Source organism: Streptomyces sp. SAJ15 (assembly GCF_007595705.1).
Taxonomy (GTDB): Bacteria; Actinomycetota; Actinomycetes; order Streptomycetales; family Streptomycetaceae; genus Streptomyces.
Genome location: NZ_NISY01000001.1, coordinates 188381 through 202494, shown reverse-complemented (window position 1 = coordinate 202494; position 14114 = coordinate 188381). Strand labels below are relative to the sequence as shown.

The 14114-nt window shown below is 68.8% G+C and carries 3 protein-coding genes; 1 reads left to right on the top strand and 2 read right to left on the bottom strand.

The window, feature by feature from the left end; all coding sequences use genetic code 11:
* Nucleotides 1-2: 2 nt before the first annotated feature.
* Both CD790_RS00940 and CD790_RS00935 read right to left on the bottom strand, forming a co-directional pair.
* Nucleotides 3-6851, bottom strand: coding sequence for a polymorphic toxin-type HINT domain-containing protein (locus CD790_RS00940; protein ID WP_399216793.1), 6849 nt, complete (start codon nt 6849-6851; stop codon nt 3-5).
* A 100-nt stretch (nt 6852-6951) separates the two neighbouring features.
* Entirely contained in the window at nt 6952-11241 is a 4290-nt protein-coding gene (locus tag CD790_RS00935; protein WP_260867251.1) for a LamG-like jellyroll fold domain-containing protein, read from the bottom strand.
* A gap of 467 nt (nt 11242-11708) precedes the next feature.
* Here CD790_RS00935 and CD790_RS00930 point away from each other — a divergent pair, with 467 nt between their 5' ends.
* Nucleotides 11709-13841 carry a glycosyltransferase gene (locus CD790_RS00930; protein ID WP_144380968.1) on the top strand — a complete coding sequence of 711 codons (2133 nt, stop codon included), beginning with the start codon at nt 11709-11711 and terminating at the stop codon, nt 13839-13841.
* Nucleotides 13842-14114 lie beyond the last annotated feature (273 nt).

Genomic DNA, 14114 nt, shown 5'->3' with positions numbered 1-14114 from the left:
CCTTACTTCGGGAAGGCTGTGAGAACTCTGCCGGTTAGTGGTTCATAGCGAACCTCGATGTTAACCCCGCGGACCTCTCCGGTGATCGCCTGGACAGCAGGATCACCCTTCTTTGTTCGGAGAGTTCTCTCAGCATAATTGGCAGAGCCGGTCTTCCAGACACGCGTACTGTTTGGGCTTGTTGCCACATTCGCCACGGCATCCAGAATGTCGTCGTCGCTCCACCCCTTGGGGAACACCGTCTTCCCGGGAAGCCCGGGATAGGCATGCCCGTCAAGGATGTGCTGGGAATCCTTCTCCCCGATCAGCTGTCGACCGATCCCACAGTTGCTGTTGTGAACAAGGACGGGTGTGGCCCCCGCCAGCACATAGTACGTGTGGACGTCACTGACCGTCAGATTGTGCGTACGCTGCCGTTTCTCGAAGTGGCGGATGCCCTTCACCGTGACGGTGTCACCGTCGGGCGTCCGCAGGCTCACGCCTGGCTTGAGATCACCAGCGTCGACCCATGCACCCACCGACGGACTCCAGAACGGATGGTGGTCGGTGGCGATGATGGAGGATTCGCCGGCCTTGCCGGCAATGGTGAGGTCGGTGAACTGCTTATCGTCCTCGGTGATGATGGTCGCGACGATTTCGCGGGTGCTGGTTTCACCCGTTTCAGGATCTGTCGCCGCGACCTTGTCGCCTACCTTGACGTCTTCAATATTCTTCCGAGTGCCGTCAGCCAGAAGAACTGTAGCACCCGGGAGAAAGCTGTCACGGCTACAGGGGGTGACACTGTCTGCCTTCTTTCCGGCTTTCCCGCCCTTCTTCCCCCACTTGAACGGCTTGGCCCACCTGAACCAGGGAAGTTCGGCCGCACTCCAGGCACAGCCAGAGAGCTGTCCACCCTTGCACTTCCTCGGCTCTTCGAAGTCCGGAATGACCACGGCCTGGACGAAACTGAAACCGAAGTCCCAGCCGGCAGATGCACGATAATTTGCCTCTCGTCCCGGACACGTGCTTCCGCCAGTCGTGGAACCGCAACTGGTTTGCGGGTCGCCGGTCCAACCCCCTTGCAGCTGCTCGAGGGTCTTATCGAACGCCGCAGCGCAAGCTCCGCTACAATCAGTGCCCTCTCGGGAGCCAGTGTGCGGAGCCGGAGAAGACCCACCGTTCTTTTCCACCCAGTCGGTGATGTCGATCACTGGGTCATGAAAGAGCATGCCTGACGGGTCCGAGAAAGTCAGCGGGTTGTTGTTGCCGTAGCTGTAGCCGTGAATCTGCTGCGGATCGGTCAGATCCATGATCGGATCCACCGAAATGAACCGGCCGATCGCCGGGTCGTACTCCCGCGCCCCCAGGTGTGTCAGCCCCGTGCTTGTGTCGATCGTTCCGCCGACGAACCCGCGCGTCCCCGGCCACGATTTCGCCTTGTCCCCGCGCGTCGCGCCGAACGGCGCGCTCCTCCACTGCGTCAGCTCGAAGGTCGGTCCATCGACGGCGAGTTGGGCGGTGCCGTGGTGGTCGGCGAGGGTGAGGGAGACCTTGTCGTCGTCGGTGCGGACGGCCTGGTGGCCGCCGCCGAGGTCGGCGTAGCGGGTGGCCTTCGGCTTGGTGGCGCCCTTGGGGAGGGTCACCTCGGTGTGGCCGAGGTAGAGGGTGGTCTCCGTGGGGGTGCGACCGATGAGGCGGTTGCCGTCGGCGTCGTAGAGGTACTCGGTGACCTTGGCAGCACCGCCCTCGACCGGGTCGGTGACCTTCGTGAGTCGGCCTTCGGCGTCCCAGTCGAGCTTCTGCGCCGTGCCGCGGAGCTTGCGTTCCTCGGTGTTGCCGGTGGCGTCGTATGTGTAGGTCTCCTTGGCCGTGCCCGTGGGGCCGGTCGTGTCGACCTGGGTCAGGGTGTGCGGCTGGGCGCTCCCCGGCGACGGGTAGATGTAGCGACGTGTGGTGTCCTTGGCGTCACCGCCCGCAGGGTTGTGCTGCGTCTCGGTGAGACGGTTGCCGACCTTGTCGTAGGTGTAGGACAGCCAGTACGGGGCCGGGCCGCCGATCGCCTCGGCGGACGGGTCGTTCGAACACGACTTCGCGGACTCGGTCCACGCCTCGGTCAGGCGTCGCAGGTGGTCGTAGGCGAAGCACTGGGTGTCGGTGCCCGAGCGGGAAGTGTCGGAGACCGAGGTGACGTTGCCGATCGGGTCGTAGCCGTAGGTGGCGAACTGGTCGACGCCCGGAACGTCCTGGCGGTCCACCCGACTGCTGGACAGGCGCTGGGTGCCCCACTCGTAGGTGTTGGTCACCCACGTCTTCTTGTCACCGGTGGTGCTGCCGCCTATCTCGTACTGCAGGGGCTTGCCGGTCAGGCTGTAGGTGGTGGTGGCTGCCATGCCCCGGTTGTCGGACGCCTTGATCCGGCGCAGCGTGCCGTCCTCGTACTGGTACGTCGCCGAGCCGCTGGGCAGGGAGCCCGCCGGCGAGTACTCGAATCCGGCCACGAGGCCGTTGGCGTGGTAGCGGGTCGCGGACTGGTAGGTGCCCGCGAGCCTGCCTTCACTTTCGGGGATGACGACGGCCGTCATGGTCGGCTGGTACAGCCGGTCGTACTCGGTGACCTGGGTCGTGTACGCCGCGCTGCCCACGTAACGGGTGGACTCGGCGAGCTGTCCCTTGGCGCCGCTGACGGTGTCGTAGGTCCACCGCGCCCGCAGCTTGCCGTCGGCCGCGCCCTCACGCAGCTCGGTGCGGCGGCCGAGGCCGTCGTAGACGCTGACGAGGATGCTGTTCTTGGCGTCCTTGGTCTGGGTCAGCTGACCGTGGTCGTCATACCAGCTGGTCGTGACGCCCTTGTCCGGGTCCTTGTCGTGCGTCTTGCGGCCGAGCTGGTCGTAGCCGTACTGCCACACGTTTCCGGCCGGGTCGGTGACCTTCGCGAGCTGGCCGGCCGGGTGGTACGCGTACGTCGTCCGGTCGACCGGGCCTCGCCCGTCGCGCTGCGTGTGCTGGAGGAGCTCGACGGTGCGGCCGCGACCGTCGATGACCGTGGTGGTGGTCGTGCCGCCTTCCGGCGGGATGACGGTGGTGCGGTCACCGCCGTACTGGGTGCGGGTGACGGCCAGTTCCTTGCCGCCGTCGCCGTTGCCGGCGATCTGCTTGGCCTCGGTCTCCCGGCCCAGGCCGTCGTAGGAGTGGCGGGTCTGGGTCTCGACGCTCAGCGCGTTCTCGGGCTTGAAGAGACCCTTCTGGGGGTTCCCCTCGGTGTAGTAGGGGGCGAAGGTCTTGGCGGTGAGGCCCCGCTCGTCGTAGAAGACGTCGGTGAGCAGGCGACCGCCGTTGGGGCCGGGCGCCTGGGTCTGCCGATCGCGCAGGAATCCGTCGTAGAGCGTGAAGGACGGGATCTGCGCGCCGCCGCCCTGAGTCAGGGTCTGGGTGCGGACCGCGACCGGCTGACCCTCCTCGACGAAGTAGCTGAACTCGTAGCTCGGCAGCATGTCGGTGCGGCGGTTGGCCAGCCACACCTTGGTGGATCGGCCCAGCGCGTCGTACGCGAAGTCGGTGCGCTTGTTGTTGGTGTCGATCTGAGCGGCGGGCTGGCCGCGCAGCGGCTCCAGCTCCGTGGTGGTGGTCTGCTCGGTGGACTCGTCGCCCTTCTTGGCGGGCGGTGTGGTGACCTTGGACTGCGTCGGGAAGCCGGTGGCCGGGCTGTAGGTCGTCGTCGTCGTGCGGCCGTCGGTACGGGCGACCCGCGTCGGAGCCCCGGTTCCGGTCGCGGTGACCGTCGCGGTGATGTCGGTCGCGGTCAGCGAGCGGCCGTAGGAGTCGTACGTGGCGCCTGACTCCAGGTAGGTGGCCTTCGTGCCGTCGTACTCCTTGAGCGTCGCGGTCGCGGTGGCGTCGCCCCTCGTCGGGGCGGCGCCGTAGTCGCCGCCGTCATAGGCGGTGCGGACATCCGAGATGACGTCGTTGAGGCGGTCGGGGGTGCCGTCGCACCTGACCGCGACGGTCTCCACCCGGGAGGGCAGCGTCAGGATGTTGGCACCCGGGTTGTCCGCGTACGTCGTACGCGTGCACTGGTCGTCCTTGGCGGTCGAGTCGTCCCCGAAGTCGTCGACCTGGGTGGCCCGGCCTGCGACCGTGTCGAAACTCGTCGCGGTACCGGTGGTGCGCCAGTCGTCTCCGTTCCCTCCGTCAAGGGAGGTGAAGTTCCTGGTGTGGGCCTTGCCGGTGAAGTTCGCGGTGACCGTGCCCCAGGACCGCTTGCGCTCGGCGGTCTGGTGGTGCCAAGGGCGGTTCACGGTCTTCTCCAGGACCTTTCCGCCCGGCCCGGAGAACGCGGCGGTCTTGTACTCGAAGCCCGCGAGCGCGTCATGGTCGGTGATCGGGTCACCTTCCCCCGTGCTGAGGGAGACCTTCACGGACCTCGTCCCGCCGGACGGGGCCTCTCGGTCCCCGTCCATGCCGCGTAGGAAGTAGTGCTCCTTCTGCGACTTCATCCCGCCGGCCGCCTCCTGGCCGCCGGTCTGCACCCGCACGTGCCCGTAGCCGCGCCACTGCGACCAGGTCTTGTGCTTCTCCTTGGTCAGGCCGTCATCGTCGTCGTAGTGCCAGGCGGCGCCGTCGAGGTAGGTGTAGCGGGTGACCTGGTCCGGAGCCCCGCCGGTACGGTCGGTCTCGGTGACCGAGTCGACCACGTACTTGTTGAACCACTCCTTCTCCGGCTCGTCCGTCGAGTCGCCTCCGGAGAACTGCGGGAAGCAGCGGGTGGTGTTCGTCTGCGGCGTCGGCAGGCTGTCCCGGGAGCAGGCAGGAGCCGAGTAGTCGACGTCGAGCTGACCGCCGACCTCGTCGGCGACCGTGGAGACCCGGGCCTTGATGAAGGGGGCCTTGCCGTCCCCGGTCTTGTCGAGCCGGTTGGCCAGCTGGGTGTAGGCGAACGTCGTCTTCGGAAGGGTGAGGGGAGTGGTCGACGTGTGCCCGGTGCGCTGGACCGAGTCGAGCAGCAGTTGGTAGTCGACGTCGGCCGTGCCCCAGCGATGACCGAGCTTCCAGGAGTCGACCTTGGCGTACGCCCCGTCCTTGAGGACCTGGGTGGTGACCTCGGTCAGCCGCTTGCGGGTCCAGAAGGTCGGTGACAGCCGACCCTGGTCGCACTTGGTGCCCGCCTTGCAGTTCAGGTCCCAGGGCGTGTCGTACCAGTACTGACGCTTGCTGTCGATGGTGTCCGCCGCGCAGGTCACGCCGGACTGGGGAATGCACCGTTCGGTGTTGGCGAAGGTGACCTTCGCCAGCGCCTTGTCCTTGTACAGGTCGGTGTAGTTCAGCCCGTACTCGATGCGGTCCAGGTAGCCGCCGCGCACGTACGGGGTGTCGTCCTCGTCCTTGAGGTTGCGGCCGTAGGAGTTGGACTCCTTCTTGTAGTAGTACGCCAGCGCGTTGCCGTGGGTGTCCACGACGTAGTCGAGATTCCAGCGCCAGGCCTGCTGGCACCAGGCGTCCTTGAACGCGGCGGCGTGGCACGCCTCGCCGGAGTCGTCTCCGTAGACCGGCGTGGTCCACGTCGAGTCGGTGGTCTGCTTGCCGGACGCCCAGCCGTTGAGCTTGTGGTAGCCGAAGTAGTACTTCACGCCGTGCGGGTCGATCAGACGCCAGTACTCGTTGTCGTCGTCGCCGTTGTCACGGGCGGCGCCGGTCAGGCGCTTGATCCTGGTTCCGTCGTCCTGCTTGAGCTTCCACTCGTCCTTGCCGGTCGGCACCAGCTCGCCGCTCTTGCCGTTGAACGAGATGAAGGCGTTGTCATAGCCCCAGCACAGGTCGCCGGGCTTGTTGCCGTCGCTGTTCTTGACGCCGTCCTCGGAGCACGGCTTGTAGCGGCGCTCGATGTAGCCCGGCCACAGGTCGAAGCCGTCGCCGACCCACGAGGACTGGTTGTTGGTGCCTCCGGTCCGGCCGTCGATGGCGCTCGAGGAGTACGAGAGGCCCACGTTCGGCTTCAGCCCGCCCGGCACCTCCGGCACGGGCATGTCGTACGACCAGCCGAAGTTGCCGGTGTTCAGGTCGGTCGACCAGGTCGCGGAGGGAGACAGCGAGGTGGCCTTGTAATCGCCCTTCTCGCTCTTCTCGGCGGCGACCGCGGCCAGCACGGTCGCTCCGCGGGCGCGCAGCGGCACGGCGGAGGCGGTGAGCGTCCGCTTCTCCGTGTCGTTGACGGCCGGCACCGGCTTGCCGGTGCGGCAGCCGGCCTTGTCCGGCGTGGTCAGGGCGCAGGCGGGCAGCTCAAGGAGGCTCAACCGGGAGGCGTAGCCGCCGCCGAACGCCTCGGCGAAGGCGGAGTAGTCCACGCTCACCGCGTGCTTACCGCCGGACGCGGCCGCGGCCTTGCCCTGGGTCTTCGGGGTGAGGCGGAAGAGCAGGCCGTCCACTCCGGCGCGCGCCGTCTGCTTGCGGTCCAGCACCCGCACCTCGACACCAGGGCGGGTGGTGTCCTTCGGGGCCGCGGCCTTGGCGGACCCCGCGGAGCCGGCTGCCGGCGCGAGAGAGATCGGCAGATCGCCGGCGCGGGTGAACCCCGTCGAGCGCTTCAGCGACGTCTCCGGCGCGGGGACCACGGCCGAGCCGCCCTTGGGCCACACCGCCTTCGGTGCCCGCTGTGGCACCTTCGGCCCCTTCTCCAGGGTCCGTGGCTTGCCCGCACCCGCGTCACCGCCCTCGACCGGCTGTTCCGCGACCGGCAGATCAGGACGCCCCTCGTCGTCCGCCACGCTCTGCGGAGCGGTCACGGCCTGCAGCAGCGTGGCGATCATGACGGCGGATATCGCCATCGCCCCTCTGCGACGCAGCACGCCGCGTCTCCGGAGCCTCGGCCTACCCCTCATCCCCTCATCCCTCTTCTCCTTGCAGCGCCGATATGGCAGCGCTGACCGCGCGCCGGAGCTCATGGCTCCGGCGCGACGGTGTTCGTCAACGGCTCAGGCGTCAGTCGCTCGGTACTTCGGTGGGCATCCCGAGCCTGGCCTGTGCCAGCCGCGCGATCTGGCTCTCGGACAGGGATCCCTGGAAGGTCCAGACGTCGTCGACCGATCCCGGCCAGTACTCCCCCCAGGCGCCCGCGGACTTCGCCCGGCCGATCTGCAGGGACTTCGTCGCCTGGAACGTCAGCACGTTCTCCGCCCACGGCACCCGGTCGGCGCACGTCGAGTCGTCCGCCTCCCCGTCGCCGTTGGCATCGCTACAGGCGATCTCCTGCAGTCGGCCGTCCACGTACAGGCGTGCTTCCTTGGCGAAGCCGTCGTAGACCAGGGCCAGATGGGTCCAGTCCGTCACGCTGGAGAACTGGTCGTTGTCCACGTGCGCCAGCGAGGCGTCCGCGGCGTCCTTGTTCGGCAGCGTGATCCGCCAGCGCCCCCGTCCGGTGGCCTGGCCCGCGTCCGGCACGTACCGCACGACGAAGCCGCTGTGATGGCTTCCCTCGGCGCTCACCAGGGCGGCGCTCTTCCTGGGGGTGGCGGCGGCCTGCGCCCAGGCGGTGACCGTGTAGCTGCCGCTGGTGTCGACCGGCACCGTGTCCGAGGCCGCGTAGTCGTTCACCCCGTCCAGTTGGAGCGCGCCCTTCTCGACCCTTCCCCTACCGACAGTCGCGCTGCCGACCAGCTTCATCGGATTGCCGTCCTTGGGGAGATCATCGGGCGAGGTGAGCGGCGTGCCCGAGGCTTCCTCGAAGCGCCAGCGCCCCTTGACCTCCGGGCTTTGTTTGAACAGCTGGCGCACCTCGCCGGATGAGACCGGCCGGGCGAAGAGACGCACGTCGTCGATCTGGCCCTGGAAGAAATTGCCCGGAGTCTGCGCGGAGGCACCCGCGCCGACGAACATGGGTCCGGCCGCGCCCCAGGAGCCGCCGAGCTTCACCGAGCCGGCCGACGTGCCGTTCACGTACAGGGTCAGGGTGTCGGCGATCGTGTCGTGCACGCCGACGAGGTGAGTCCACGAGTTGGCGTACGCCTTGGCGCCGTCCGGCTGCATGACGCGTACGGAGGTGGCGTCCGCGGTGTCCGCCGAGTGCTGGTTGAGCACCCACCGGTCGTACGCGGACGAGTAGTACAGCTCGAAGCCCGCCTTCTGGTTGCCGCTCTGTGCGATGGCGACCGCCGCCCGGTCTGGCTTGGTCTTGGGCAGCTTCGCCCAGAGCGACACCGCGAAGCTGCGCGTGGTGTTGAGGTGGGGTACGCCGACGCGGGCGTAGTCGTCCACTCCGTCGAGCCACAGAGCCTTGCGCGAGATGCCCGGCGTTCCGGCCTTGGCGCCGCCGTGGAACCGGGCGGGCAGGACGTCGCCGTAGCCGTTCACGGTTGCGTCACCGGCCTGCTCGTCCAGGCCGAAGACCGCGACGGCGGGCCGCCCCGGGTCGCCGACGCGCTGCTTGGCGTAAAGCCGCTCGACCTCTTCCGGCGCGATGCCCTTGTCGAAGATCTGCAGCTCGTCGATGGTGCCGGGGAAGAACAGGTCCGGCTTGCCGTCGTAACCGGTCGCGCCGATCTGCAAGCCGCGGCGCGCGTTCCACGCGGTGGTGTGCGCGGTCTCCCCCACCTGTTTGCCGTTGACGAACAGCTTCAGCCGCTGCGCGACGGAGTCGTACGTGCCCACCAGGTGGGTCCACTGGCCGGCCTTCACGCCGCCCGGCTGTGCCGGCATCACGCGGACGATGCGGGCCTGGGGATCGTCCGAGGCCCACTGGTTGAACGCCCACCGTTGGTACGCGGACGAGTAGTACAGCTCAAAGCCCGGCCGGTGGTTGCCCGGCTGCGCGGCGACGACCGCCCCGCGGTCTTTCGGGACTTCGGAGAGGTTCACCCAGGCGGAGACGGTGAAGCCACCATGGGTGTCCACCACCGGGGTGTCCGTGCTGGCGTATCCCGTGGTCCCGTCCAGCTTCAGCGCCGTGCCCATCGCGCCCGGGACGCCCAGCTGCGCTCCGCCGTGCAGTCTCGTGGCACGGGGCGGCGCGGAGCCCGCGGCGGCCGTCGCTCTCGGGTCCTCGTCGAACCGCCAGATCGCGCGCTCCGGTTGCCCGGCCTTGACGCGGAACTGATAGGTACGGATCTCCGAGGCGTTTCCGGCCTTGTCAAAAGCCTGGGCGGTGACGAAGTTCAGTCCGGGCTTCGCCGGCAGGACCTTCACCACCTTGGCGGCGCCGCCGGAGGTCGTGATCTCGTTCTTGGCCGACGGACTCTGGTTGATCCCGTACCGGTACCGGGTGACGTCCGCGGAGGAGGAATCAAGGGTGAAGTCGCCGTACTGGCCCACCCCGTCGAGCCACGGGTCGTCCGGGTTCTCCGGGTCGGAAGCCGGGTACTGGTCCGAGGACACGCCCGGGGCCTTGGGCACACTGGAGTCGTAGGAGAAGTAGCAGCTGGTCGGCGATCCCGCGGACGACCACGGGGAGTACTGGGACCCGTCGTAGGAGCGGACGTACCACGCGATCGTCTTGTTCATCGGGATCGTGGCCGGGAGGTGGGCCCGGAAGTCCGAACCCGACTTCTTCGAATTCGTCCGGCCCGGCTTCCAGCGGGGAATGGTGCCCTTGCCGTCTCCGGAGTCCCACGCGGCCTGGAACTCCACCGAGACCCTGTCGCCGTCCGGGTCGGTGACGTTGTTCGCGTGGAGCCAGCCGTTGCTGCGAACGCGGGGCGCGTCGTCCGGCCCCACGCACCTGCCGCCGTACTCCATGAGGAGCTGGCTCGTCTTGATCTGCCGGGGTGCCCGGTTGTACTTCACCCGCAGGTGCGCCTTGTCGGAGAACCGCTTCCAGGCATAGCGGTCGGACTCACTGGTGGCGCGCAGCCCGAAGGTCATCGTGGGCCACTTCTTGTTCGCCGCCTCCTGAACCGCGCTCTTCACGTCGAACTCGGCGTCACCAGCGGCGCAGCCGTCCCAGCCGTACGCGAAGGACCGTGTCGCCAGTTTGTCCAACCAGAAGTTTGAATGATCCTGCGAGTTCCAGGTGGTCGACGCGTCGATGTCCTTGGTCCGCCACAGTTGCACCTCGCGGTCGGAGCAGGACGCCGACCAGGTGTTGCGGACCACGAACTCAGCGGACAGCACCGTCTTGCCGGCGTATGTGGACGTCGGGATGCGGTAGAAGAGCCGCTTGGTGTCCTGCGGGTTGCAGTAGTGCCACTCGCAGTAGCCCAGGCCCTCGTCGGACTTACCGTTGAACTTCCACTGCGGGGCGTTGGCCCAGTACTTCGACGCCATCGTCCAGGCCGTGGCACGCGGCGTGTGCCACTGCGGGTCGAGGTAGACGGGGTAGACCGTGTCCCGACCCTTGAGGACCTCGTGGTCGGGGGTCAGCACCAGCCGCTCGCCACTGGCGGGCACGTCCACGTCGATGGGCGCCAGCTTCCCCGACTCGCCCGCGCCCGGTTCCCGCGTCGCGTTTCCGGGCTCGGCCGCCTCCCGGGCCTTCCGCGTCTCAGCCTTGGGCGCCACCGCCCTGAGCCCCGACGCCTTGAGCGCCGCCGCGTCGAGCGCCGCCTTCGGTGCCGCGGCACTCGAGTCCCACATCAACGGCGCCGACGCCTCGAACACCGCCGTCTTCGCGCCCTCGTCGATCGCCTCCAGGCCGCCCGTGGCGGTTTTCTGCACCTGCACCCCGTCGGCGGCCATCCTCAGCTGCAGCTTCTCCAGTTCCGGGTTGGCGGCCGCCTCGGCCGACTTCACCACCAGCAGCTGCGAGAAGCCGTCGACCTGCGCCGACAGCCGGAGGTCCACACCTGGCAGCACCTCCGGATACGTCGCGGTCGCACCGTCCAGCGTCGGCGCGGGGAGCTCGGTCGGCCAGGACAGGGACAGCTCGCGGCCGACGCGCTGCAGCTGCACCATCGGGCCTTTGCCGCCGCCGGAGAACGCCACGTCCACCGTCGCGACCTTCGGGGCGACCATCCCGTCGCCGTCCTTCGCCAGGTCCGTGTCGACCGGCTTCCACTCACCGCCGACCCGCGCCCGCACCGGCCGCAGGTACTCGTTTGCTTCGAACTGGCCGTCGGGAGTGGCGAAGACGTCGCGGGTCTCCCCGCGCAACGCCGCTACCTCGACCTTCTCCCCGGTGCGCTTGGCCTGCTCCAGCGCCTCGTCCTCAGGGGACGTCTGAGAGCTCCCCGCGCCGTCCGATCCCGTGTCGTCGACCCCCGGCCCCGACACCGCCGAGGGCCCGGCCCTCACCGCCGTCTCCGCCGCGGCCTCACTCAACCCACCGGGCAGCAAGCCCATCGACAGGCTCACCCCCAGCCCACCGACGGCCATACGAAGCCGGCCGCGTCTGCGCGCATGACGAAACATCCCCCGGGCCCTCCCCAAGCCCATATGGCCACATTGTGAAGACCAAGTGGCCAGGTCAAGGACAGAACGTAGAGCAGCGGTGACGCTCTGGTCTATGTCAGTAAACGAAAAATAAAGGACAGATCATCCTTTATGTCACTCAAGCTCTCATGTGACATACGTCGCCGTTTAGTGCCCAAGGAAACCGATTCAGTCAGTTTTCGCTCATGGGAGCCACGGCGACTCAGAGCCGGATGCGCCCCCTATGACCGTGATCACACTTCGCACCCGCCAAGCAACCACCCCACGCCCACAGCGACTCCCACATACGGGCGCACTCCGTCATAATCGCGGCGCCCCTAGGCGACCACGGCCGTGCGCAAACCCCGCGCAGGCCCCGTGACCTGGGGAAACGACAAGTGAAGATCAGCTTCCTGATTTACAACGCGTATGGGATCGGCGGGACGATCCGATCGACCGTCAACCTCTCCCGCGCGCTGTCCGAACGTCACACGGTCGAGATCGCCAGCGTGTACCAGCCCGCGGACGCGCCCCAGTTGGACATCGCCGAGAACGTGCGTCTGGTGCCGCTCATCGACTGGCGGCCCGAGTCGGCCGGCTACGACGGGGAGGAGCCGGCCGCGAAGGACCCGAGCGCGATGTGGCAGGACACCGGGGTCGCCTTCGGTCCCATGCCGCCGTCGCGGCTCACCGACGAGCGCGTCGCGGCGTATCTGCGATCCACCGACGCCGACGTGGTCATCGCGACGCGGCCCGTCCTCAACGGCTACCTCGCGCGGTACGGCGACGAGCGGCTGGTGCGGATCGGGCAGGAGCATCTGACGTTCAACTCGCACGTGGAGCGGATGCGCGAGGACCAGAACGCCGCGCTCGCCGAGCTCGACGCCTTCGTCACCGTGTCGGAGGCGGACGCCGGGATCTACCGGGACGCGCTGCCGCGGGTGTCGACGCGGATCCTGTGCATACCCAACGGCGTGCCGTCGCCCGCCGTCGAGCCGTCCGACAACGCCTCGAAGGTGATCGTGGCCGCCGGGCGGCTGGTGGAGGTCAAGCGCTACGACCGGCTGATCGACGCCTTCGCCAAGGTGGCGGCGGAGCGCCCGGACTGGAGCCTGCGGATCTACGGGCGGGGCAAGCAGAAGAACGCGCTGCGCAAGCGCATCGACCGGCTGGGGTTGTACAACCGGGTGCGGCTGATGGGGGCCGTCTCCCCCATCGAGACCGAGTGGGCCAAGGGCGCGATCGCCGCCGTCTCCTCGGACGCCGAGTCCTTCGGCATGACGATCGTCGAGGCCATGCACTGCGGGGTGCCGGTGGTCGCCACCGACTGCCCGTACGGCCCCGGCGAGATCATCACGAACGGGGAGGACGGCGTCCTCGTCCCCCTGGACGGCGGCGTCGACGCCTACGCCGCCGCGCTGCTCCGGCTGATCGACGACCGCGACACGCTCCTTCGCATGGCGGCCAAGGCCCGCACGACGGCGGCGACCTACGACCCCGCCGTCATCGCCGGCCGCTACGAGCGCCTCATCGAGGAACTCCGCGCGGGCCGCCGACAGGACCGGGAGCAGCCGCGGCCGGCCGGGTTGCTGCGCCGGATGCGTTCCAGCCTGCGGCGGGCCCTGCCCGACACCACCCCCGCCCCGCAGGTCGAGGAGGCTCCGGAGGCCGCCCCCGCCGCCCCCGCCGTCACCCGCGCGCACGCCCGCGCCACCGCGCAGGGCGGGGTGACCGTGCGGCTGCGCACCGCCGAGCTACCCGACGGGCCGCTCGATTTCGTCACCCGGCTGCGCCGCGACCCGGAGAAGCGCGAGATACGGCTGCCGCTGCTGACGACGGATGAGACGGGCGCCTGGACCACCGTCACGCTGCAGCGCGCCGAGCACGTGCTGCCCGAGGGCCGCTGGGACTGCTACGTCGCGGTGCGCGACACCGACAAGCGGCGCCGGCTCACCGCCGAGTTGGTGGAGCAGGCACGGCTGGTGACGCTGCCGCTGGCCACCGGCTCCCGCGGCGTGTCCGCCCTCATCCCCTACACCACCAGCGACGGCTACCTCGCCCTGCGGGCCTGGCTACGGCCGGCCCACGCGGAGGTGGAGGAGGTGGTGGTCGGTCAGAACGCCTTCACCGCCACCGCGGCGCTGCACCGCGCCACCACCGCGCAGGCGACCGAGCTGACCTCGGAGGCCGTCGTCGTCGCCGCCTCCCGGCAGGACCGCGCGTACGACATCGTCATGCCGGCCCGTCCCCTGGACGCCACCCGCTTCGAGTTCACCCTGCCCTACCCCAACGCCCTCGCCCGACGCAGCGTCGAGCAGGACCTGTGGGACCTGCGGCTGCTCACCGCGCCCGACGCCCGGCCGATCCCCATCGGCCGCATCGCCGGGGACGTGCCGGACCGGAAGTCGACCGACGTCCACCCGGCCACCCTCATGGACCACCCCGAGCGGGGGGCGACCCGGTTTCGGCCGTACTTCAACGCCGGCAACAACCTCACCCTCAGCGCCCGCGACCACGAAACCGAGGACTAGGGGCAACTCTTCTCCGCGGCAACGGAGTTCCGCGGAACCCGACTATCGGGGCCTGATGACAGAACTCCGTCAAAGGTTGCCTCCCATTCCCCCAATGTGGCTCATCCCCCATCACTCCCCCCAAAAGCAACCTTTCCTTCGCTGACCAGTCTTATTCACCAGCCGGTCCGCATCCTGCCCCCGCGGACCGGCTCCCATCACCAGAGGGAAATCCGCGGAGCGTACGGCGGAGGGGAGGGCGCCGCGGCCGCGGGGGCGCCGCGCGCACACCAC

Coding starts and splice junctions, on each gene's coding strand:
- CD790_RS00940 (WP_399216793.1), bottom strand. CDS start 6,851: ATGAGGGGTAGGCCGAGGCTCCGGAGACGCGGCGTGCTGCGTCGCAGA.
- CD790_RS00935 (WP_260867251.1), bottom strand. CDS start 11,241: ATGGGCTTGCTGCCCGGTGGGTTGAGTGAGGCCGCGGCGGAGACGGCG.